General features: G+C 70.0%; 12 protein-coding genes. 6 read left to right on the top strand and 6 right to left on the bottom strand.

Annotation, left to right across the window (positions count from 1 at the left end; all coding sequences use genetic code 11):
* Nucleotides 1-237 precede the first annotated feature (237 nt).
* Entirely contained in the window at nucleotides 238-1,176 is a 939-nt protein-coding gene (locus tag AMK58_RS14565) for a LysR family transcriptional regulator (RefSeq protein WP_035677430.1), read from the top strand.
* A 22-nt stretch (nucleotides 1,177-1,198) separates the two neighbouring features.
* Here AMK58_RS14565 and AMK58_RS14560 read toward each other — a convergent pair whose 3' ends face one another.
* Together AMK58_RS14560 and AMK58_RS30505 are read right to left on the bottom strand one after the other, a co-directional pair.
* Entirely contained in the window at nucleotides 1,199-1,768 is a 570-nt protein-coding gene (locus AMK58_RS14560; protein ID WP_035677432.1) for a DUF3159 domain-containing protein, read from the bottom strand.
* Between the two features lie 168 nt (nucleotides 1,769-1,936).
* Nucleotides 1,937-2,083, bottom strand: a complete 147-nt coding sequence (locus tag AMK58_RS30505) for a hypothetical protein (RefSeq protein ID WP_155903570.1) — start codon at nucleotides 2,081-2,083, stop codon at nucleotides 1,937-1,939.
* A 90-nt stretch (nucleotides 2,084-2,173) separates the two neighbouring features.
* Here AMK58_RS30505 and AMK58_RS14555 point away from each other — a divergent pair, with 90 nt between their 5' ends.
* From AMK58_RS14555 to AMK58_RS14540, 4 genes are read left to right on the top strand one after another with little or no spacing between them, the layout of a single operon-like run.
* On the top strand, nucleotides 2,174-3,355 hold the full coding sequence (locus AMK58_RS14555) for a CaiB/BaiF CoA transferase family protein (protein WP_051140505.1): 1,182 nt from the start codon (nucleotides 2,174-2,176) through the stop codon (nucleotides 3,353-3,355).
* Between the two features lie 2 nt (nucleotides 3,356-3,357).
* Nucleotides 3,358-4,197, top strand: coding sequence for an HTD2 family dehydratase (locus AMK58_RS14550; protein ID WP_035677434.1), 840 nt, complete (start codon nucleotides 3,358-3,360; stop codon nucleotides 4,195-4,197).
* A gap of 37 nt (nucleotides 4,198-4,234) precedes the next feature.
* The gene (locus AMK58_RS14545; RefSeq protein WP_059399113.1) at nucleotides 4,235-5,098 is read left to right on the top strand and encodes an HpcH/HpaI aldolase/citrate lyase family protein; all 864 of its coding nucleotides are present in this window, start codon (nucleotides 4,235-4,237) and stop codon (nucleotides 5,096-5,098) included.
* Between the two features lie 36 nt (nucleotides 5,099-5,134).
* A complete protein-coding gene (locus tag AMK58_RS14540) occupies nucleotides 5,135-6,298 on the top strand; it encodes an acyl-CoA dehydrogenase family protein (RefSeq protein WP_035676557.1) in 1,164 nt (387 codons plus the stop codon).
* A gap of 165 nt (nucleotides 6,299-6,463) precedes the next feature.
* Here AMK58_RS14540 and AMK58_RS31785 read toward each other — a convergent pair whose 3' ends face one another.
* Nucleotides 6,464-15,166: an Ig-like domain-containing protein gene (locus tag AMK58_RS31785; protein WP_059399112.1), complete on the bottom strand. Its 8,703-nt coding sequence runs from the start codon at nucleotides 15,164-15,166 to the stop codon at nucleotides 6,464-6,466.
* A gap of 506 nt (nucleotides 15,167-15,672) precedes the next feature.
* Between AMK58_RS31785 and AMK58_RS14530 the strand changes: the two genes are divergently transcribed.
* A complete protein-coding gene (locus AMK58_RS14530) occupies nucleotides 15,673-16,986 on the top strand; it encodes a tetratricopeptide repeat protein (protein WP_035677451.1) in 1,314 nt (437 codons plus the stop codon).
* 12 nt (nucleotides 16,987-16,998) lie between these two features.
* On the opposite strand, the gene AMK58_RS14525 is transcribed toward AMK58_RS14530, so the two are convergent.
* The 3 genes from AMK58_RS14525 to AMK58_RS14515 are packed head-to-tail and all read right to left on the bottom strand — an operon-like array spanning nucleotide 16,999 to nucleotide 22,207.
* Entirely contained in the window at nucleotides 16,999-18,903 is a 1,905-nt protein-coding gene (locus AMK58_RS14525) for an O-linked N-acetylglucosamine transferase, SPINDLY family protein (protein ID WP_035677453.1), read from the bottom strand.
* A complete protein-coding gene (locus AMK58_RS14520) occupies nucleotides 18,903-20,702 on the bottom strand; it encodes a tetratricopeptide repeat protein (RefSeq protein WP_059399111.1) in 1,800 nt (599 codons plus the stop codon). Before AMK58_RS14520 ends, AMK58_RS14525 begins: the two co-directional genes overlap by 1 nt.
* Entirely contained in the window at nucleotides 20,699-22,207 is a 1,509-nt protein-coding gene (locus AMK58_RS14515; protein WP_059399110.1) for a tetratricopeptide repeat protein, read from the bottom strand. The genes AMK58_RS14520 and AMK58_RS14515 overlap by 4 nt, the downstream gene beginning before the upstream one ends.
* Nucleotides 22,208-22,240 lie beyond the last annotated feature (33 nt).

The following is a 22,240-nucleotide window of genomic DNA, read 5'->3' as shown; positions in this document are numbered from 1 at the left end:
CCGCTTGTGCGGATGGGGAAAAGCTAGGCCGTGCCGGTCCGGCGATTACCCGCCGGTCTCTGATAAGTCTTATGAAACCGATCAATGGAACGCAGCGGCCCCGCGGATGGTTGAACCGGGTTTGCCCGGCGCTTCCTCATCCACCCGCCTTGATCCGCTTGCGGCGCACCGACATGATTGCGCGACGCCGGGGCTCATCGCTCCTGCGGGCAAAGGGTAGGCAAAGGAAGGTGAGCGTTGGATCTGCGTCAGTTGCGGTATTTCATCGGCATCGTCGATGAAGGCTCCTTCACGGCCGCGGCTCAGAAGCTGAACGTCGCCCAACCGGCCCTCAGCCACAACATCCGCAACCTGGAGGCGGGCCTCGGGGTCAAGCTGCTGACCCGCGGCGTCCATGGGGTCAAGCCGACCGCCGCCGGCACCCGGCTGTACGAGCATGCGGAGATCATCCTGCGCCACGTCGCCCAGGCGACCGAACAAGTGCGCAACTGCTCGGGAACGCCGAGCGGGCTGGTGACCGTCGGCTTCACCTCCTCGGTGGCGCTGGTGGCGGCGGTGCCCCTGGTGCAGGCGGTCCGCGCCGAGCTGCCCCAGGTGTCGCTGCGGGTGGTCGAGTCCTTCAGCGGGACAATCCTGGAATGGCTGAACGACGACCGGCTGGATTTCGGCTGCATCTACGACGTGACGCGGTCGCGCACGCTGCTGGCCGAATCGCTGGTGCGCGAGGATCTCTACCTGATCGGGCCGCCGGGCGGCGAGGAGGGAGCCATCGCGTTCGACGAACTGGCCGGCAAGGACCTGATCCTGCCGAGCCGCCCGCACAATCTGCGCGACCGCATCGAACGGGTGGCGCGCGAGACCTGCACGATCGTCACCGTGGCGGTGGAGATCAACGGGCTCCCCCAGATCAAGACGCTGGTCGCCAAGGGGGTGGGCTATTCGGTCCTGCCGATCTCGGCGGTGATGGAGGAATGGCGGACGGGCCAGGTCTCGGCCCGGCTGATCGTTTCGCCGTCGCTGCGCCGCTCGGTCCATCTCTGCCGGCCCCGCGGCGCCCCGGTGACCGAGGCCGCGGCGGCGGTGCGCGAGACCTTCCTGCGGGTGGTGCGCGATCTGGTCGGCGGCGGCGACTGGCCCGGCACCCTGCTGCTGGACGAGGAAGCGGCGGCGTCCTAGCGCACGGCCGAGGACATAAGATTCACACCGTGCCGGCTGCGGACCGCCGATGCTCCGGGTACCAGGATGTGAACTTGATCGCGCCGACGAGCGCCAGCACGGTCGCGACGATGCCGAAGCGAGGCGGCAGATCGGGCCGGTAGAGCAGGATGAGGTCCGCGATCACCAACACGAGGAACGCCAGAGCCCACACGCCCGTAATCACGTAATTGGTGTGGATGAAGCGCGGGTCGTCCCAGAACTCGTGGGCGACCTGCTCCCGCGCGTACTGCAGCGTGAAGGGGCGCCGCAGCGCGATGGAAGTCAGCACGATCAGCAGGAGCCCGGCATCGACGAGCAGCCGGACCCCCATGACGGACCCTCCCATGACGGACTGGGTCGGTCCGCCGGCCACGGCGTAGAGCGCCAACCCACCGAACAGCAGCACCGTGCCGATTTCGAGGATCTTCGGTGTCCTGCCGGGACTCATCCAGTCGCGCAGCAGCATGGTGGCTGAAACGAGGGCACCGGCGATGAGTCCCTCCACCGGCCCGACCAGCCGGTCGAGGACGGCGAAGGCGATGAAAGGCGCGAAGGCCAGGAGAATTCCCATCACGTCTCCTTTCCAGCCGAGGGGTCGGCCCATCGGAAGGCTGCGGACGCTGAAAAAGACACGCCGTCGAGGCTGAACCGTCTCATCGACGACGACAAGGAGGCTGCCCGCATAGGTGGATGGGAATTGCGAGTATGACCGCCGCAGCCAAACGGCCCGTGCACGGCCTCATTCAAAAGCTTCGGGGAGCCGGTCGATTTTGGCGGGGATGTTTTCGACCTTGGCGGCAAAGGCCGGATCGTTGGAGCGCTCGACGGCGCGCCGGCGCTGGGGCTGACGGCGATTGGCCTCATAGCGCTTCGTTATGCGATGCATGCCCCATCTGTATTGGATCGGGGCCGTTCCGGCTGTTTACCATGCCGGGTACGGACAATCGGCCCAGACCCACAGCGGAGGCTTTCCAAGATGACTTCACCTCTGGCTGGACCTCTGTCTGGACTTCTGGTCGTCTCGCTGGAGCAGGCGGTGGCGGCGCCGCTCTGCACGTCGCGCCTTGCCGACGCCGGGGCGCGGGTCATCAAGATCGAACGGCCGGAAGGCGACTTCGCCCGCGGCTACGACGCCGTGGTCCACGGGCAGAGTTCCTATTTCGTCTGGCTCAACCGCGGCAAGGAATCGGTCGTTCTCGACATCAAGACGCCCGAGGATGCCGAACTGCTGGAGCGGCTGATCGCCCGCGCCGACGTCTTCGTGCAGAATTTGGCGCCGGGCGCGGCGGAGCGGGCCGGCTTCGGCTCGGACGCCCTGCGGCGGCGCCATCCCCGGCTGATCACCTGCGACATCTCCGGCTACGGCGACGACGGCCCCTACCGCGACATGAAGGCCTACGACCTGCTGGTGCAGAGCGAGACCGGGCTGGCTTCCATCACCGGATCGCCGGACCAGCCGGGGCGCGTCGGCGTGTCGGTGGCCGACATCGCCTGCGGCATGAACGCCTACACCGGCGTCCTCCAGGCATTGCTGGAGCGCGAGCGCAGCGGCGAGGGGTCGGCGGTCGCCGTGTCCCTGTTCGATTCGCTGGCGGAATGGATGATGGTGCCGCTGATGCACCACGACCATGGCGGCAAGGCGCCGGGGCGGGTCGGGCTGATGCACCCGAGCATCGCCCCCTATTCCGCCTTCACCCTGGCCGACGGCCGGCAGGTGGTGCTGTCGATCCAGAACGAGCGCGAATGGACGGCCTTCTGCGCCGACGTTCTGCTGCGGCCGGAGCTGGCGACCGACGAGCGCTTCGCGACCAACAACCGCCGCGTCGCCAACCGCCCGGAGCTGGACGGCCTCGTCGCCGCCATCTTCCAGACCATGGACCACGCCGAGGCGGTGCGCCGGCTGAACCGCGCGCGCACCGCCTTCGGCTCGCTGAACGAGGTGGCCGACCTGTCCACCCACGCGCAGTTGCGCCGCGTGACCGCTGGGACGCCGGGCGGACTGGTCGACGTGGTGGCGCCGCCGGTGCAGGTGCGCGGCCGGCCCTACGTCTCCGGCGCCGTTCCGGCGCTGGGCCAACACACCGACGCCGTCCGGCGTGAGATCTTCGAACCGACGCCGTCCGGCGTCAAACCGTCGAACAATAAGGGGGGAGCATGACCATGGACCATTTGCGCGATTGGATCGGCCGATCGGAAAGCGCCGAGGACGTCGCGGCACCGGCGGCGCTGACCGGACTGGCGGCGATGCTCGACCATGACAACCCGCCCTGGCCGGCCGGCGAGGTGCCGCCGCTCGGGCACTGGCTGTATTTCCTGCCGAAGGCCTTGCAGCGCGACATCGCCGAGGACGGGCATCCGCACAAGGGCGGCTTCCTGCCGCCGGTGGAACTGCCCCGCCGCATGTGGGCCGGCGACACCCTGACCTTCCACCGGCCGATCCGCAGCGGCGAGGCGATCACCCGCCGCTCGACCATCGAGGAGGTCACCCCGAAGGAGGGCCGGTCGGGCCGGATGGTCTTCGTGAAAGTCCGACACGAGATCAGCACCGCCGCCGGCGTCGCCATCACCGAGTTCCACGACATCGTCTACCGCGAGGCCGCCAAGCCCGGCGACGCCCCCGTCCCCGGCGAGCGTCCGGCGGGCGAGGCGGTGTGGCAGCGGCGCATCCAGCCCGATCCGGTGCTGCTGTTCCGCTACTCCGCCCTGACCTTCAACGGCCACCGCATCCATTACGATCGTGACTATTGCCGCGACGTCGAGGGCTATCCGGGGCTGGTGTTCCATGGCCCGCTCAGCGCTACCATGCTGATGGACCTGTTCCTGCGCGAGAATCCGGGGGTGCGGGTGACCGGCTTCCGCTTCCGGGCGAAGCGGCCGCTGTTCGACATCCATCCGCTGACCCTGTGCGGCGCCCCGACCGCCACCGGCGCCACGCTGTGGGTGACCGACCACGAGGGCTTCGTCGCCATGTCCGCCGAGCTGGAGGCCGAACGGTCATGACGGCGGCAACGCGCGACACGGTTGGAGGGCGCGTCTGATGGCCCTGCCGTACCGATCCTATCTCTTCGTCCCCGCCGACAACGCCAAGCTGCTGGAGAAGGCCCACCAGCGCGGGGCGGACGCCCTTATCCTCGACCTTGAGGACGCGGTCCTGCCCGCCGGCAAGCCGGAGGCCCGCCGCGGGCTTCCCGCGCCGATCGACCGCCTGCACGGGCTGGGCGTGCCGGTGCTGGTGCGGATCAACAGCGGCTGGCGCGACGCCGTCGCCGATTTGGAGGCCGCGGTGCGCCCCGGCGTGGCCGCCCTGGTGGTGCCCAAGGCCGAGGACGCCGGGGCGCTGCGCGTCCTCTCCGCAATGATCGTGGAGTGGGAGGCGGAGCGCGGCCTGACGCCGGGCGCCATCGGCCTCGTCGCCCTCATCGAGAGTCCGCTGGGGCTGGAGCGGCTGGCCGCAATCGCCGCCGTCCCGCGCGTGGCGGCCCTGGCGCTGGGCAGCGAGGATTTTGCCCTGACGCTGGGGGTGGAGCCGACCGAGGCGCTGCTCGCCCTGCCCTGCCGCCAGATCGCCCTGGCCGCCGCCGCCCGCGGTCTCGCGGCGATCGGCCTGCCCGGTTCGCTGGCCGAGTTCCGCGACCTCGACGCCTACCGCGCCATGGTGGCGCAGGCGCGGGCCGTCGGCATGTCCGGCGCGCTGTGCATCCATCCGGCCCAGCTGCCCGTCGTCCGCGACGTCTTCGCCCCCTCCGCCGCCGACGTGGCCTGGGCCGGGCGGGTGGTCGCGGCGTGGGACGAGGCCCAGGCGACGGGGCGCGGCGCCGTGCAGGTGGATGGGCGCATGGTCGACCGCCCCGTCGCCGAGCGGGCGAAGGCCATCCTGGCGCGCAGCGCCCCCACGGCCTGAAACACGGCAACAATCAAAAAAGCAGGGTAACGAGACATGAAGACCAGCATCGGTCAGGGCTTCGACGAGATCCGCGACGCCGTGCGCGCGCTCTGCGCCGAATTCCCCAGCGAGTACCATCGCCGCATCGACGAGGAGCGCGGCTATCCCGAGGAGTTCGTGGACGCGCTGACCAAGGCCGGCTGGATGGCCGCCCTGATCCCGGAGGAATATGGCGGATCGGGCCTCGGCCTGACCGAAGCCTCTGTCATCATGGAGGAGATCAACCGCTCGGGCGGCAACTCCGGCGCCTGCCACGGCCAGATGTACAACATGAACACGCTGGTCCGGCACGGCTCGGAGGAGCAGCGCCGGCGCTACCTGCCGAAGATCGCGGCGGGTGAGCTGCGCCTCCAGTCGATGGGCGTCACCGAGCCGACCACCGGCACCGACACCACCCGCATCAAGACCCGGGCGGAGAAGAAGGGCGACCGCTACGTCATCAACGGGCAGAAGGTGTGGATCTCCCGCGTCCAGCATTCCGACCTGATGATCCTGCTGGCCCGCACCACCCCGCTCGATCAGGTGCGCAAGAAGTCGGAGGGCATGTCGATCTTCATCGTCGACATCAAGGAGGCGATGCAGAAGGGCATGACGGTCCAGCCCATCCGCAACATGGTCAACCATGAGACCAACGAGCTGTTCTTCGACAATCTGGAAATCCCCGCGGAGAACCTGATCGGCGAGGAAGGCCAGGGCTTCAAATACATCCTGACCGGCCTCAACGCCGAACGGGTGCTGATCGCGGCGGAATGCATCGGTGACGGCTATTGGTTCATCGACAAGGTCTGCGACTACACCCGCGACCGTCAGGTGTTCGGCCGCCCGATCGCCCAGAACCAGGGCGTGCAGTTCCCCATCGCCGAAAGCTTCATCGAGGTCGAGGCCGCCAACCTGATGCGTTTCGAGGCCTGCCGCCTCTACGACGCCGGGGAGCCCTGCGGCGCCCAGGCCAACATGGCGAAGTACCTCGCCGCCAAGGCCTCGTGGGAGGCGGCGAACGCCTGCCTGCAGTTCCATGGCGGCTTCGGCTTCGCCAGCGAATACGACGTGGAGCGCAAGTTCCGCGAGACCCGGCTGTATCAGGTGGCGCCCGTCTCCACCAACCTGATCCTGGCCTACGTCGCTGAGCATGTTCTGGACCTGCCGAAGTCCTACTGACCGGACAGTGTTCCCTAATCCCAACTCCCCAGGGGTGCCGGAGGCGGCCTGAAAGCCTCCTCCGGGTTTGAGCTGATCCGCCGTCGGAAAAAAGGCGGGTGCCGGAGCCCAAAAGGTCCCTTCACCCGCCTTTCTTTTTTTGGAATGCGCTCCGGTCCCGGCGCCTCAGCCGAACCAGGCGGCGACGTTTCCGGTCTGGCCGAGGATGGTGATGCGGTTGCCCGCGCCGACGTCGAGGGTGGTGTTGCCGCCCTCCACCCGGGCCGAGCGGATCACCGCGCCGAGGTCCATGCTGGCGTCGTAGAGCGCCAGACGGTCCACCCCGGCCTGGAAGTCCATCACCACCGACCCGCCCGAGGACCGGCCGAAGGCGAAGACGTCCGCGCCCTCGCCGCCCCACAGCGTGTCCGCTCCGCCGTCGGCGAACAGAACGTCGTTGCCGGCCCCGCCGTTCAGCAGGTCGTTGCCCGCCCCGCCGAACAGCGTGTCGTTGCCGGCCTCGCCGAACAGCGTGTCGTCGCCGTCGCCGCCGCTGGCCAGGTCGTCGCCCGCGCCGAGCCCGATCAGGTCGCGTCCCGCTCCGCCCAGCGCCACGTCGTTGCCGTTGCCGCCGCTGATCGTGTCGTCGCCCTCGTCGCCGATCAGGAAGTCGTTGCCCTCCCCGCCGAACAGAAGGTCGTTGCCCGACCCGCCGGACAGCGTGTCGTCGCCCTCCTCGCCGCTCAGCGTGTCGTCGCCGTCCTCGCCGAACAGGATGTCCTGGCCCGTCCCGCCGAACAGCGCATCGTTGCCGACCCCGCCGCCGACCAGGTCGTTGCCCTCCCCGCCGAACAGCCAGTCGTCGCCCTCGCCGCCCATCACCACGTCGTCGCCGTCGTCGCCGTACAGCGTGTCGTTGCCGCCGGCGCTGGCGATCGTGTCGTTGCCGCCGCCGCCGTGCAGGATGTCGTCGCCGGCCCCCAGATACATGAACTGCTCGTGGTCGTCGCCGTAGACGATCTGCTCGCCGTCGCCGCCGACCAGCGTGGCGGCGCCGACCACCGCGGCGAACTCCACGTTGTCGAGCTGGATGGTCACCGGCCCGGCCACCGCCGTGGTGTTCAGCACCACCGCGGTCGGCGCCGTGCTGGCGGTGCCGGTGCCGCCCAGCGTGTTGCCGGTCACCTTGGTCTGCACCGCCTGGCCGGCGGCCACCCCCGGCGCGCTGAAGTCGATGGCGCGCACCAGGAGCTGGGCCTGGGCGGACAGCACCGAGAGGAAGCCCGAACCGCCGCCGGTCAGGTTGCCGCGCGAGGCCGTGCCGGTGTCGGTGCGCGCCTCGATGGCGGCGATCAGCCCGCTCAGTCCGGTCTGGGCCTCCGCGGCGGTCTGCCGCTCGGCGCTGCCCGAGGTGGTGACGGCCACCCCGCTGGCAACGCTGACCGTCAGGGTGGTGACGGTGGACACCGCTCCGGTCTGCCGGTCGACCACCTGCTCGCGCACCACCGGCACGTCGGCGAGGTCGGCGTTGGCGGTGCTGCTGTCCTCGACCCGCTCCTCGTTGCTGGCCGCGATGGTCACGGTGGTGACGCGCTTGCCGTCGTCGCCGGTGGTGATCGAGCCGTTGACGGTGGCGCCGTCCACGGTGGCGACCGGCGGCGGCGCGATGGGGGCGGGCTTCTCCACCGTGGCGGTGAGCTTCTGCGTCGTCGCGGTGAAGGGTGCCGAGGCGTTGCCCGCCGGGTCGGTCAGGCCGAGCGTCAGGGTGAGCGTGCCGTCGCCCAGGCTGGAGAGATCCAGCCCGCTCACCCGCATGGTCGGGCCGCTCATCACGCCGGAGCCGGTGACCTGGCCGCCGCCCGCCGAGGTGATCGTCCAGGTGAAGCCGGCCCCGGCCTCGCCGCCGCTGATGGTGAAGGCGACGCTGGACTGCTCGATGGCGTCGATGCTGTCGTCCTCGAACAGCACGGTGGCCGTGGGCGCGGTGGTGTCGATGGTCAGCGACTGCGTGCCGGGACCCGAGACGTTGCCCGCCGCGTCGGTCGCCGTGGCCGACACCGGGTTGGCGCCGTTGGGGTTCAGGCTCAGCGAACCGGTGACCGGTGTGGCGGTGGCGAGGTTGAGGCTCCAGGCGCCGCCGTTGGTGGCGGTGGTGGTGTAGGTGGCACCGCCCACCGTGACGGTGACGGTGCTGCCGGCCTCGGCCGAGCCGGTGAGGGTCGGCGCGGCGTTGTTGGTCAGCGCCGCCGAGGTCACCGCCGGAGCGTTGGGAGCGGTGGTGTCGATGACCAACGACTGGGTGCCCGGCGCCGAGACGTTGCCCGAGGCATCGGTGGCGGTGGCCGAGACCGGGTTGGCGCCGTTGGCGTTCAGGCTGAGCGCGCCGGTTGTCGGCGTCGCGGTGGCGAGATTGACGCTCCAGTTTCCGCCCGTGGCGGTGGTGGTGTAGGTGGCGCCGCCGATGGTGACGGTGACGGTGCTGCCCGCTTCCGCCGTGCCGGTGATCACCGGGGTGGTGTTTCTGGTCAGCGCCGCCGAGGTCACCGCCGGAGCATCGGGCAACGTGGTGTCGATGGTCAGCGACTGCGTCCCCGGCGTGGACGTGTTGCCCGCCGCGTCGGTGGCGGTGGCCGAGACCGGGTTGGCGCCGTTGGCGTTCAGGTTCAGCGCGCCGGAGGCCGGCGTCGCCGTGGCGAGATTGACGCTCCAGTTTCCGCCCGTCGCGATGGTGGTGTAGGTGGCGCCGCCGATGGTGACCGTCACCGTGCTGCCGGCCTCCGCCGTGCCGCCGATCACCGGGGTGGTGCTGTTGCTCAGCGCGGCGCTGGTCACCGCCGGAGCGTTCGGAGCGGTGGTGTCGACGGTCAGCGACTGCGTCCCCGGCGCCGAGACGTTGCCCGCCGCGTCGGTGGCGGTGGCCGAGACCGGGTTGGCGCCGTTGGCGTTCAGGTTCAGCGCGCCGGAGGTCGGCGTCGTCGTGGCGAGATTGACGCTCCAGTTTCCGCCCGTCGCGATGGTGGTGTAGGTGGCGCCGCCGATGGTGACGGTCACCGTGCTGCCCGCTTCCGCCGTACCGGTCAGGATCGGCGTCGTGCTGTTGCTCAACGCGGCGCTGGTCACCACCGGGGCGTTTGGCAGCGTGGTGTCGATGGTCAGCGACTGCGTGCCCGGAGCCGAGACGTTGCCCGCCGCATCGGTGGCGGTGGCCGAGACCGGGTTGGCGCCGTTGGCGTTCAGGCTGAGCGAGCCGGAGGCCGGCGTTGCCGTGGCGAGGTTGACGCTCCAGTTTCCGCCCGTCGCCGTGGTGGTGTAGGTGGCGCCGCCGATGGTGACGGTCACCGTGCTGCCGGCCTCCGCCGTGCCGGTCAGGATCGGCGTCGTGCTGTTGCTCAGCGCGGCGCTGGTCACCACCGGGGCGTTTGGCAGCGTGGTGTCGATGGTCAGCGACTGCGTGCCCGGAGCCGAGACGTTGCCCGCCGCGTCGGTGGCGGTGGCCGAGACCGGGTTGGCGCCGTTGGCGTTCAGGTTCAGCGTGCCGGAGGCCGGCGTTGCCGTGGCGAGGTTGACGCTCCAGTTTCCGCCCGTCGCCGTGGTGGTGTAGGTGGCGCCGCCGATGGTGACGGTCACCGTGCTGCCGGCCTCCGCCGTGCCGGTCAGGATCGGCGTCGTGCTGTTGCTCAGCGCCGTCGTGACGGTCGGAGCGTTCGGAGCGGTGGTGTCGATGGTCAGCGACTGCGTGCCCGGAGCCGAGACGTTGCCCGCCGCGTCGGTGGCGGTGGCCGAGACCGGGTTGGCGCCGTTGGCGTTCAGGCTGAGCGAGCCGGTTGTCGGCGTCGCCGTGGCGAGATTGACGCTCCAGTTTCCGCCCGTCGCCGTGGTGGTGTAGGTGGCGCCGCCGATGGTGACCGTCACCGTGCTGCCGGCCTCCGCCGTGCCGGTCAGGATCGGCGTCGTGCTGTTGCTCAGCGCCGTCGTGACGGTCGGAGCGTTCGGAGCGGTGGTGTCGATGGTCAGCGACTGCGTGCCCGGAGCCGAGACGTTGCCCGCCGCGTCGGTGGCGGTGGCCGAGACCGGGTTGGCGCCGTTGGCGTTCAGGTTCAGCGAGCCGGAGACCGGCGTCGTCGTGGCGAGATTGACGCTCCAGTTTCCGCCCGTCGCCGTGGTGGTGTAGGTGGCGCCGCCGATGGTGACCGTCACCGTGCTGCCGGCCTCCGCCGTGCCGGTCAGGATCGGCGTCGTGCTGTTGCTCAGCGCCGTCGTGACGGTCGGAGCGTTCGGAGCGGTGGTGTCGATGGTCAGCGACTGCGTGCCCGGAGCCGAGACGTTGCCCGCCGCGTCGGTTGCCGTCGCGGAGACCGGGTTGGCGCCGTTGGCGTTCAGGCTGAGCGAGCCGGTCGTCGGCGTCGTCGTGGCGAGATTGACGCTCCAGTTTCCGCCCGTCGCCGTGGTGGTATAGGTGGCGCCGCCGATGGTGACCGTCACCGTGCTGCCGGCCTCCGCCGTGCCGGTCAGGATCGGCGTCGTGCTGTTGCTCAGCGCCGTCGTGACGGTCGGAGCGTTCGGAGCGGTGGTGTCGATGGTCAGTGACTGCGTGCCCGGTGCGGACGTATTGCCCGCCGCGTCGGTTGCCGTCGCGGAGACCGGGTTGGCGCCGTTGGCGTTCAGGCTGAGCGAGCCGGTCGTCGGCGTCGCCGTGGCGAGATTGACGCTCCAGTTTCCGCCCGTGGCGGTGGTGGTGTAGGTGGCGCCGCCGACGGTGACGGTCACCGTGCTGCCGGCTTCCGCCGTGCCGCCAATGATCGGTGTGGCGTTCTTGGTCAGCGCGGCGCTGGTCACCGCCGGCGCGTCGGGCGCCGTGGTGTCGATGGTCAGCGTCTGCGTGCCCGCCGTGGAGGTGTTGTTGGACGCGTCCCGGGCGGTGACCGACACCGGGTTGGCGCCGTTGGCGTTGAGGTTCAGCGACCCGGAGGCCGGCGTCGCCGTGGCGAGATTGACGCTCCAGTTTCCGCCGGTGGCGGTGGTGGTGTAGGTCGCCCCGCCGATGGTGACGGTGACCGTGCTGTCGGCTTCCGCCGTGCCGGCGATGATCGGCGTGGCGCTCTTGGTCAGCGCCGCGCTGGTAACGACCGGAGCCGCGGGTGGCGTCACGTCGGCCACGCTCACCACCGTGCTGACGCCGGAGATGGTCGCGCTGCCGGTGGCGCCGCCGCTGTCGCTCAGGCTGGCGATGGCCACCGTGCGGTTGCCCAGCGTCGCGGTCGCGCTGGTGTTCGTATAGGTGACGCCGCCGAGCAGCGCGTTCATCTGCGCGTCGCTGCGCTCCAGGCCGCTGACCGTCACCGTGGCGACGCCGCCGACCACCGACACGCTCACGCCGGCGTCGCCGCCCGCGACGCCCAGCCCGCTCAGGGTGGCGGTGGCGCCGTTGGTCAGGGCGACGTCGATGCCGCCGATGGTCAGGACCTCGGTGGCGTCGACCACGCCGCTGACGGTGAACACCACCCCGCGGAAGCTCTGTCCGGCCTCCACGGTGGAGGCCGCCACGGCGCTGAACAGGCTGGTCGACGCATCCACCCCGACGCCGAAGGTCTTGGCTCCGCCGGTCGCGGTCAGGGTCGGCACGGCGTCGACGGTGATCGTCGCGGTGGCGCTGCCCGTGCTGTAGGCGTCCGCGCTGGTGTCGGCGGTGCCGCCCGCCGTGCCGCTGGTCAGGTCCCACGCCTTGAAGGTCAGGCCGCCGGTGTCGGTGTTGGTGAAGCCCGAGCCGCTCGGCACGAAGCGCACGCGGTCCGACCCGGCGAGCAGCAGCGCCGCACCGTTGGACGAGCCGGTGGGAATGTCGGTCCAGGCGCCGGTGCCGACCTTGTACTGCCAGGTGCCGTTGGTGTTGGTCACCCCGGTGACGGCAATGCCCAGCGGGACGACGGTGACCATCGGGAAGGGGCTGTCGTACTCGGCGTCGGTGGCGGTGCCGGCGGAGGCGAGCAGGGCGGTGACGGTGGTGCCGGTGTTGGCGGCGTCGGCGATGCCCTGGTCGATGGTGGCCAGGCTGCGGACGTCGCCGGACAGGATGGGGCTGTCGTTGGCGCCGGTGAAGTTGAGGGTGAGCTGCTGCGAGACGGTGCGGTTGCCGTCGGAGACGGTGAAGGTGCTGGTGCCCTGCATCGGCCCGGCGGGCACGCCGTTGAGGAAGGCGGCGTCGAAGACGTAGGCGTAGTGGCCGGTCTGGCTGTTGACGTAGGAGGTGCCGCCCGGCCCGGTGGACCAGGTGTCGTAGGTGACGCCGTTGCTGAGCGTGACGCTGCCGTACTGGAGCGGGGAGGCCTGCGATCCGGCGATGGAGTAGGTCAGCGTGTCGCCTTCCAGATCGCTCGCGGAGAGCTGGCCGTCGATCAGCGGGAAGCTGTCGTCGGCGGCGGTGTCGACCAGCGTCGGCGGGGTGGTGGGGACGGCCAGGACCGGCGGGGCGTTGGTGTCGATGCGGTCGTTGGTCTGGCTGATCGCGGTGGTGTAGGGGGTGTTGGCGTTGCTGGCGCTGTCGACCAGGACGATGTTGACCGGAATGTCGTCGGCGGCGGCGCGGTCGCCGGTGCGCAGGCCATCGGCGGTGACGGTGAAGGTGGCGGTGTAGGTGGTGGCGCTGACCTTGGTCAGGTTGCCCAGCGCGAAGCCGCCGACCGTGCTGCCGTTGCCCAGCGTGTAGGTGTCGCTGTCCGACGCCACCGTGATCGTCACCGTCACCGTGTCGCCGACCTTGGCCGGCTGGTTGGGAATGGTGACGTTGGTGATCGAGGGAGGCGTCGTGTCGGCCGTGTTGTTCGTCACCGACTGGTTGGTGACGAGGTCTGGGGCGTTGCTCGCGGTGTCGGTCAGGGTGCCGGTGCCCGGGTTGTAGTCGAGCGTCACCGTCTCGCCCTGGGCGACCGCCGAGGCCAACGTGAAGGTCAGCGTGGTGGTGCCCGAACCGCTGGCGTAGGTCGCGGCGCGGGTCTGGCCGGCAACCGTGACGGTCAGGCCGGCGGCGCTGGTCGCCGACATGGCTTCGGCGAAGGTGACCGTCAGCGTCGTGCCGTTCACCGCCGCCGAGGCGACGGTCGGCCGGTTCGCGTCGATGCGGTCGGCGCTCTGGCTGACCGCCGTGGTGTAGGGGGTGTTGGAGTTGCTGGCGCTGTCGGTCAGCACGATGTTGACCGGCACGTCCGCGCCCGCCGCGACATCGGCGCCCCCGCTGGTGACCGTGAAGGTCGCGGTGTAGGTCGTCGCGTCGACCTTGGTCAGGTTGCCCAGCGCGAAGCCACCGACGGTGCTGCCGGCGCCCAGCGTGTAGGTGTCGCTGTCCGACGCCACGGTGATCGTCACGGTCACCACGTCGCCGATCTTCATCACGGCGTCCGGGATCGACACCGCGGTGATCGACGGCGGCGTCGTGTCGGCAACGACCGGCGGCAGGGAGACGTAGGTGTCCGTACCGCTGAGCGTCAATGTCTGATAGGGGGTGTAGATGGTCTCGACGCCGGACACGAAGATGGTGCCGGCGGTGTCGGTGACGGTCACCACATCGTTGCCGGTGCCGCCGATCACGGTTTCCAGCGCTTCGACCTGGATCGTGTTGCCGCTGGCGCCGAGATAGACGACGTCGGTGCCCGCATTGCCGACGATGGTTTCGACGGCCGACACCGTCATCGTGGCGCCCAGGGTGGTGCGCACCGTCACCACGTCGTCGCCGGAACCGCCGATCAGCGTTTCCAGCGCCTCCACCTGGATGGTGTTGCCGCCGGTGCCGAGGACGACGACGTCGTTGCCCGCCTTGCCGACGACGGACTCGATCGCCGAAACCGCGAGAGTCATACCGTCGCTGTTGAGCGCGACGATCAGGTCGTCGCCGGAACTGCCGATGATCGTCTCGACCAGCGACACCAGCATCGTGCTGCCGGTGGTGCTCCAGGGGATGGGCTGGTCGCCGACGATCGGGGTCCCGTCCCGGAGCGTGATGTTGACGACGTCCTTGCCGCCGCCGCCGATCAGGGTGCTGAGGCTTGCCACCGTGATGGTGTTGCCGATGTCGAGGAGGATGGCGGCGCTACGGCCGCCGTTGCCGTTGACGGCGGCTCCGCCGACGATCGTTTCAATCGACGAGATGGCGACAGTGCCGCCGCCGGTCCGCACATCGGCCGAACCGGACCGGAAGGCCAGCGTCGCGATATCGTTCCCGGTGCCGCCGATGAGGGTTTCCAGAGCGAGGATGCCGATCGTGTTGCCGCCGTTGGCCAGAATGACCGTATCGTTGCCGTCGACCGCGGCCCCGTTTCCGAGGACAATCTCGATGCCTTGCAAGAACATCGTGTTGGAGCCACCCCTGATGGTGGCGATCATGTCCAGGCCGTCGGTCCCGATCAGCGTCTCCATCAGGGACACGGCCATGGTGGCGCCGGTGGACCCTGCGGCGTTGAGGTTGATGACGTCCTTGCCCGTGCTGCCGACGAGCGATTTCAGATAGGCCACCGACATGGTGTTGCCGGTGGTGCCGGCCAGCGTGATGAGGGCTGTGCCGGTGGTCGCGCCGATGATCGTTTCGAGCGATTCCACCACCATGGTGGTGCCGGTGGAGGTCAACAGGACCCGGTCGTTGCCGGAACCGCCGATCAGCGTTTCGAGGGCCTGGACCGTGATCGTGTTGCCGCCCGTGCCGGCCAGCGTCACGACATCCTTCCTCTGGCCCGATGTGCCGCCGATGAGGCGATCGAGGTTGGACACGGTCAGGGTCTGACCCTGGGTGTTGAGCCTGACGCCCTGGGTGCTGCCGTTGCCAACGATCCCCGACCAAGCCTCCGTCGAGGAGAAGACGTAGTCAGCACCAGGCGTGAGCGTCAGTGTTCCACCAGCAGCCATCTCAACCCTCTTGCATCGGCGTTTTTTTAGGCTCTGCCGCCACAGCGGCAGGAGCGTCATGGCTCTCGTACGATCGGCCATTACCGCGCAATAGTGGGTAATCGAGGTTAATAAATCATCTACGTTTACTTTCTCACCACTCGAACCGCATGGGCTGATGCGCACTGCGGCAAGAATTTGAAGCGAGACATGGGTTATGCCAGATCGGATTTGCGAGATAGAGTTGTGGGGGTGGCGGCTGCTTGCCCCCAAATCTCTCAATCTATCGCGCATCGGTTGCCAGTCGTCACGAATTGTGACGAATTACTTCATGGGGTAGGCTTTGCAAAAGCAAGCGGGAATAGGCAAAAGGTTGCATGAATTGCCAAGGGGTCGCGCCACCCCGCGTGGGTGCGCGATCACGCCATCGCTTCCCAGGGGCGGGTGGTTGACAGCCGCGCAATCAAACGAGCCTATGGTCGCAGCGTGGTCCTGCGGTTCGGCCACGGCGAGCCGAGGGGACAAGGATGGACCACGCACAGGCAACGACCAGGCTGGAAGCCGTTCTCGCGGCCAATCCGCGTGATGACGGCGCCTGGAGCATGCTCGGCCATCTTCTGCGTCGCGCGGGGAAGCTGGACGGTGCCATCGCCTGCCATCGGCGGGGCTTGGAATTCGCGCCGGAGAACGCCAGCATCTGGAGCAATCTGGGCAACGCCCTGGTGGAGGCCGGCCGGTTCGACGAGGCGTTGGCCGCGCATGAGGAGGCGCTGCGGCTCGACCCCGCCGCTTCGACCTTTCTGTTCAACAACGCGGTGGCCTTGCGCAAGGCGGGACGCTTCCGGGAGACGCTCGCGATGATCGAGCGGACGGTCGCAGGCGGAACCGTCACCCCCGAGTTGCGCTGGGAGCGGGCTCTCGCCCGGCTTCAGATCGGCGACTATGTCCACGGCTTCACGGATTACGAGGCGCGGCGCGGGCTTGCCACCTACCATGGGCGGCCGCCATCGGAACGGGCCTGGAACGGCGGCCCGCTGGACGGGCGCACTCTGTTCCTGTTCACCGAGCAGGGATTCGGCGACGCCATCCTGGCCGCACGCTACATGCCGCTGGTCAGGGAGCGGGGCGGCCGGGTGCTGTACGAATGCCATCCGGAGCTGCACCGGGTGCTGTCGGGGCTGGGCGCCGATGCCGTCCTGCAACCGGGGAGCCCGCCGCCTGCCTTCGATGTCGAGGCCTCGCAGATGAGCCTGCCGGGCCTGTTCGCCACCACGCTGGCCTCGATCCCGCCACCGGTGCCCCTGACCATTCCGGAGTCCTCCCGCGAAAAGGCCGCCCATCGGCTCGGCGCGCGGGAGCCGGGCACGCTGCGCGTCGGGATCGTGTGGTCGGGACGGGTGACCTTCGCCGACAACGGCCGGCGCGCCACCAGCCTCCGCCGGTTCCTGCGCTTCGCCGAGGTGCCGGGCGTGCGGCTCTACAGCCTTCAGAAGGGTCCGCCCGAGGCCGAGCTCGCGGACAGCGGCGTCGCCGGCCATTTGGTGACGCCGCTCGGCCCTGACCTGGAGGATTTCGCCGACACGGCGGCGGTTCTGGAACAGCTCGACCTCGTCATCATGACCGACAGTTCCGTAGCGCATCTCGCCGGGTCCCTCGGCAAGCCGGTCTGGAACCTCGTGCAGCATGTTCCCTACTGGATCTACGGCTTTTCCGGTGACCGCACGCCGTGGTACCCGACGATGCGGCTGTTCCGCCAAGGCCCCGACCAGGATTGGGAGCCGGTGTTCGCCCGGGCGGCGAACGCTCTGCGCGAGGAGGTCCGCCGCACCACCGGCCGGTGATACGCCCGGCGCTCAGCGTTCCGCCGCTGCGTCCTGTTCGCGCCCGAGCCAGGAGTGCCACATGGCGCGGTAGGCGGTCTCGACCGCCGCCGCGAAGCCGCGATGGTCGCTGAGCGCCGAGCGCTCCATCCGTTTCGTCATGCCGCGGCGCAGCGCGGCCAGACGCCCCGTGTCCCCGGCCAGGGCGACGGCTGTGTCAATGTAGCCGGCCTCGTCGGTCGCGATGAACTCGGTCAGCCCACACTGGGACAGCAGGCTGGCGCCCACCCGCGCGACGTGATGACGGCCGGCGAGCGTGATCACCGGCACGCCCATCCACAGCGCTTCGCAGGTGGTGGTGGTGCCGTTGTAGGGGAAGGGGTCGAGGCCGATGTCGATCCGGTCGTAAGCCTGCAGGTGGTGATCGATCACATCCATCGGCGGAAGGAGATCGACACGTCCGGGGTCCACGCCGTTGCCGGCGAATTGCCGGAGATAGCGCTCCCGCGTCGGCGCGTCGCCGAAGGCGCGGCTCTTGAGACACAGGCGGGCGGACGGCACGCGCGCCAGGATGGCCGACCAGACCCGCGCCACCTCCGGCGTCACCTTGGCGGCGTTGTTGAAAGAGCCGAAGGTCACGAAGCCGTTGACCAGCGCCGGCGGCTCGTCGCGCGGCGTGACGAAGCGCAACGGCTGGAAGGCGAGGAACCCTTTTGGCAGGCGGACCAGCCGCTCGGCGTGCCAGGCGTCGGTGAGGCCCGGCGGGTCGGCGACCGCATCGGTCAGGCGGTGGTCGATCGCGGTCATTCCCGTGGTGTCGGGATAGCCCAGCCAGGAGACCTGGATCGGGGCCGGCTTGCGGGCGAACAGCAATGGCCGGCTGTGCGCCGTGTGGCCGGCCAGATCGACCAGGATGTCGATGCGGTCGCGCTCGACCAGTGCGGCGGCGGTCGCATCGTCCAGGTTGGTCAACGACCGCCACCCGTCGGCCAAGTTCCTCATGCGTTCGGTGATCGCGTCGTGGTGGGTCGAGGTGGCGTAGCAGAAAATCTCCACCGCGCCGCGGTCGTGCTCGCGCAGCAGGGGCTCGATGAAATGGGCGCAGGCGTGGGCGCGGAAGTCGGGCGAGACATAGCCCACCCGCAGCCGGCGGCCCGGGTTGCGGTCATTTGAGAATTGCCGGTGCGGCATCAGCGGCCGCGCGTGCCGCTCGTTCCAGTGCGCGTGGGCGCGGGCGATGATCTCGGGCGGCACCCAGGGCGTGTAATGCAGAGCGAACAGCAGGTTGGAATGGAGCAGGGCCAGTTCGGGGTGGCGTTCGATCCCGCTTTGGAAGATCGTGATGGCCTCGGTGATCCGCCCTTGCTCCTTCAGCGCCTCGCCAAGGTTGACCACGGGTTCCGGCAGGTCGGGCTGCGCCTGCATCGCCGCCCGGTAGCAGTCCACGGCGCGGCTCGATTCCCCGAGGTCGCGGTACACGTCGCCCATGTTGCTGTGGGCCCCGCCCATGCCGGGCTTCAGCCGCACCGCCCGGCGGTAGGCGGCGAGCGCCCGCTCGGGCTGTCGCTCCGTCTTCAGGAGGTTGCCGGCGTTGAACCAGGCGTCGGCGTAGTCCGGGGACAGGGCCAGCGCCACGCGCACCGCCGCCAGCGCCTCCGCCGGCCGGTCGAGGTCGGCCAGCGCGCAGGAGAGGTTGCTGCGGATCGGCGCATCGTCCGGCAGCGCCGCGACGGCCCGGCGGTAGCAGGCGGCGGCCTCCTCCCACCGCCCCGTGCCGCGCAGCAGGATGGCCAGATTGTTGTTGGCGTGGGCGTGTCCGGGATCGTCGCGCAGGATCGCCCTGTAAGCGCCCTCGGCATCGTCGAGCCGGCCCGCGCGATGATGCTCCAGGGCGGCGGCGAAGCTCCGCACCGCCGCCGTTTCGGCCGGGTTTCCCATCAGCGCAGGCCCGCGTCGTCGAGGATGGCGAGCAGCCGGTCCGCCGCGCGGGTCCAGGTGAAGCCTTGCACCAGATGGTCGCGGGCCGATGGGGGACCGGTGTCGCCGCCGCGGATGATGGCGGTCAGGATGTCCGCCGCGGCGTCCTCGACCGGGTCCCACCAGTCGAGCCCGTGGAACGGCGCGTAGTGCTGCTCGCTGTAGGGCAGGCGCGCGGGGCGGACGGTCGCCGGGATCAGGCGTGCCACCCGGTCGTCGAGATAATCCAGATAGGACGAGTGGCGCGGCGCGATCAGGCTCAACCCCAAGGCGCCGGCCTTGGAGAGGGGAAGGTCCCAGCCCTCGCCGTGCGACATGCTCCAGTAATGGGTCGCCGCCCGCAGCAGCCCCGTCATGTCGGCGTCCGACAGGAGCTGGTTGATCAGCACCACCGGCGCCGCATCGGCCATCCGTTTCCCGACGGCCTCTTCCGTCCGCCGCACCAGTTCGCCGAGTTCCGCGCCGAACGCTGGATTGGTGCCCTTGCCCAGCTTCAGGATGAGCACCGCGTCGTCGGCGCGCGCCGTGCCGCGCAGCCAGACCCGCAGCAGCCCGTCGATGTTCTTGCGGGGAATGAAATCCGAGACGTTGACGAAGCGGTGCCGGTAGCTGGAGACCAGCCGCCCACGCGAATCGACCATGGTCGGCGCGGGAACGCCGCCGTCGGAGTCCTCCGGATCGACCCCCAGGGGGCAGACCCGCAGACGGTCCTCCGGATAGCCCTGCGCCGCCCAGGCCATGCGGGACGATTCCGTGGGCACGATGACGAAGTCGCTGTGCTCGCACTGGCGCCGCCAGGCCGGGGGTATGCGGGTTCCCTCGAACATCGAGAAGGTCACCGTGGCCAGGCCGGGCACCCGCTCGACCGCCAGCGGGATGAGGAAGTTCAGCAGGGCCTTGGCGGGAACCGGTGGGTCGAGATCCTCCTCCTGCCAGGATTCGGGGCCGCCGATTCCGATGGCCTGGAGGGGCACGTCCCGCTGGCGCAGCGTCCGGATGAAGCGCTGGCAGAAATAGCCGTAGCCCGTGGCGCTTGCCAGGGCGCCGCGGACGGCCAGCCCCTTCCGCGGTCCCGGCCCCGATCCGGAGGACTGTCCCACCGCGGCCCGGTACCGCGCGCAGCGCGCCAAGCCGTTGACCGCCTCGGAGACGGTCGGGTCGAGCCGGATCGCGCGGCGGAAAACCTCGGTGGCCTTGTCCAGATGGCCGAGCCGCAGCAGCGTCTCGCCGAGCTGGACATATGCGAGGCCCCCTTCGGGCGCGATCGCGATCGCCCGGCGCAGGTTGCGCGCCGCGGTCGTGAAGTCGCCGGCGAGAATCCCGATCAGGCCGAGGTTGTACCATTGCACGCTCGGGCCGGGGTCGAGCCGGGCGGCGCGCACCAGGAACCCGACGGCACCGTCCAGGTCGCCCATTTCCTGAAACACCGTGCCCAACCGGCTGTAGAGGGGCGCGGACTCCGGCTGCACCGCTGCCAGCGCGCGCAAGGCGCGTGCGGCGGCCGGCCATTCCTGGCGGTGTTGCAGGACGATGCTGAAGTTGGTCAGCGCGGCGGCGTTGCCCGGATTGGCGCGGACGGCCTCGTGCAGCGCCTCCCGGGCCCCGCCATTCTGGCCGGCCGAGAACAGGGCGGCGCCGAGCAGGTTGAGCGCATCGAAACGCCCCGGCTCGACCGCCAGCACGGCCCGGCAGGCGTCGATGGCCTCCGTCAGCCGCCCGGCGCGGTAAAGCCGGGACGCCGCTTCGATCCTGTCCGTCATGACACCCCCGCGGCGCGCCGGGCGGCTGCGGCAATCTCGACGGCGATCCGGGCCATCACCCCATCCCAATCGTTGCGGCGTGTCATGCGGAACAGACGGGTCGCCGGATACCAGGGCGTGCGGTCGGGATGGCGCATCCAGCGCCAGTCCCCCAGCCACGGCAGAGCCAGGAACACCGGACGCCCCATGGCGCCGGCGATGTGGCCGACCACGGAATCGCAGGCGACGATCAGGTCCATGCCCTCGATGATCGCGGCGGTGTCGACAAACCCCTCATCCTCGTCTTTTCCGTCCCTGTCCGGCAGCGAGACGATTCCCAGCCCCTGATCGGGCCGCTCCCACCGGCCGGGTTCGTCCGCCTTTTGCAGGCTGTAAAGCCGCACCCCGGGAAGGTGCGCTAGGCGCGCGAAGCGTTCCAGCGGAATCGAGCGGTCGGCCCCCGCGGCGCGCCACTGGATGCCCACCCGGACATCACCCGGCCGCCCCGCCTCGGCGATCCGCCGGCGCCAGAACGCCGCACGCTCCGGATCGGCCCGCAGGTATGGAACGCCGCCGGGGATCGTCGCCGCCGTCGTCCGGCAGCGATGGGGAAGGCTCATCAGGGGCACGAGGCAGTCGGCCTCGGGAAGCGGCTCGCCGCGCGCCACCAGCGCGTCGATGCCCGGAACGCCGGCAAGGAGGCGCTTGAGCGGCGGCTGGCATTCGAAGACCGTGCGGGCGCCCATGGCCTTGAGCACGGCCATGTAGCGGATGAACTGCACGGTGTCGCCGAGCCCCTGCTCGAAATGGACCAGGATGGTCTTGCCGTCCAGCGGACCGCCGTCCCACAGCGGTGTGCCGGGACGGTCGCGGTTCCATTGCCAGACGGCTTGGCGGGTGCGCCATTCGTACTCGGCCGTGCCCTCCGGGAAGTTTCCGGCGGTGAGCAGGCTGACGGCGAGATTCTTGTGATGCTCGGCGGAGCCCGGCTCAAGCCGGACGGCCCGCCGGTAGCCCACGGCCGCCTCCTCCGGCCGTCCCTGGGAAAGGATCGCCGCACCCAGGTTGTTGTTGGCCGCCGCCGCGCCGGGTTCCAGCAGCACGGCCAGCCGGTAGGCGGCTTCGGCCCGTTCGGGCTCGTCCACGGCCATCAGCGCGTTGCCGAGGCTGAACGCCGCGTCCGGGTAACCGGGCCGCAGCGCCACGAGACGGAGAAGCGGTGCCTCCGCCTCCCCAGGCAGACGGCGCTCGATGAGCAGCGACGCCCACTGGAACAGCGTGTCGGCGTCGTCCGGCCGCAGGTGGAGGGCGGTCCGCAACGCCAGCGTCGCGCTGTCCCCGCGTCCCAGACCGCGCAGCACCAGCCCCAGGACGAACCAGACAACCGGATGCGCCGGCTTGATCGCCGCCGCCGTTCGGAAGGAGCAGGCCGCCGCCTCCAGCGATCCGGCGCCGACATGACGCAGTCCGGCGCCAAAGCACCGGTCGAACGCTTCGCCGGCCCCGTCGAACGTCGCCTCGATCACCCACCTTCTCCATCCAATCGGTCGATCCGGCAA

It is taken from the genome of Azospirillum brasilense (genome assembly GCF_001315015.1).
GTDB lineage: Bacteria > Pseudomonadota > Alphaproteobacteria > Azospirillales > Azospirillaceae > Azospirillum > Azospirillum brasilense.
Note: the sequence above shows the minus strand (reverse complement) of the source record. Positions and strands in the feature narration are given on the sequence as shown.

Bases quoted from the DNA above. Each gene is read 5' to 3' on its own strand.
- AMK58_RS14560 (WP_035677432.1), bottom strand. From the start codon at position 1,768: ATGGGAATTCTCCTGGCCTTCGCGCCTTTCATCGCCTTCGCCGTCCTC.
- AMK58_RS30505 (WP_155903570.1), bottom strand. From the start codon at position 2,083: ATGCATCGCATAACGAAGCGCTATGAGGCCAATCGCCGTCAGCCCCAG.
- AMK58_RS14555 (WP_051140505.1), top strand. From the start codon at position 2,174: ATGACTTCACCTCTGGCTGGACCTCTGTCTGGACTTCTGGTCGTCTCG.
- AMK58_RS14550 (WP_035677434.1), top strand. From the start codon at position 3,358: ATGGACCATTTGCGCGATTGGATCGGCCGATCGGAAAGCGCCGAGGAC.
- AMK58_RS14545 (WP_059399113.1), top strand. From the start codon at position 4,235: ATGGCCCTGCCGTACCGATCCTATCTCTTCGTCCCCGCCGACAACGCC.
- AMK58_RS14540 (WP_035676557.1), top strand. From the start codon at position 5,135: ATGAAGACCAGCATCGGTCAGGGCTTCGACGAGATCCGCGACGCCGTG.
- AMK58_RS31785 (WP_059399112.1), bottom strand. From the start codon at position 15,166: ATGGCTGCTGGTGGAACACTGACGCTCACGCCTGGTGCTGACTACGTC.
- AMK58_RS14530 (WP_035677451.1), top strand. From the start codon at position 15,673: ATGGACCACGCACAGGCAACGACCAGGCTGGAAGCCGTTCTCGCGGCC.
- AMK58_RS14525 (WP_035677453.1), bottom strand. From the start codon at position 18,903: ATGGGAAACCCGGCCGAAACGGCGGCGGTGCGGAGCTTCGCCGCCGCC.
- AMK58_RS14520 (WP_059399111.1), bottom strand. From the start codon at position 20,702: ATGACGGACAGGATCGAAGCGGCGTCCCGGCTTTACCGCGCCGGGCGG.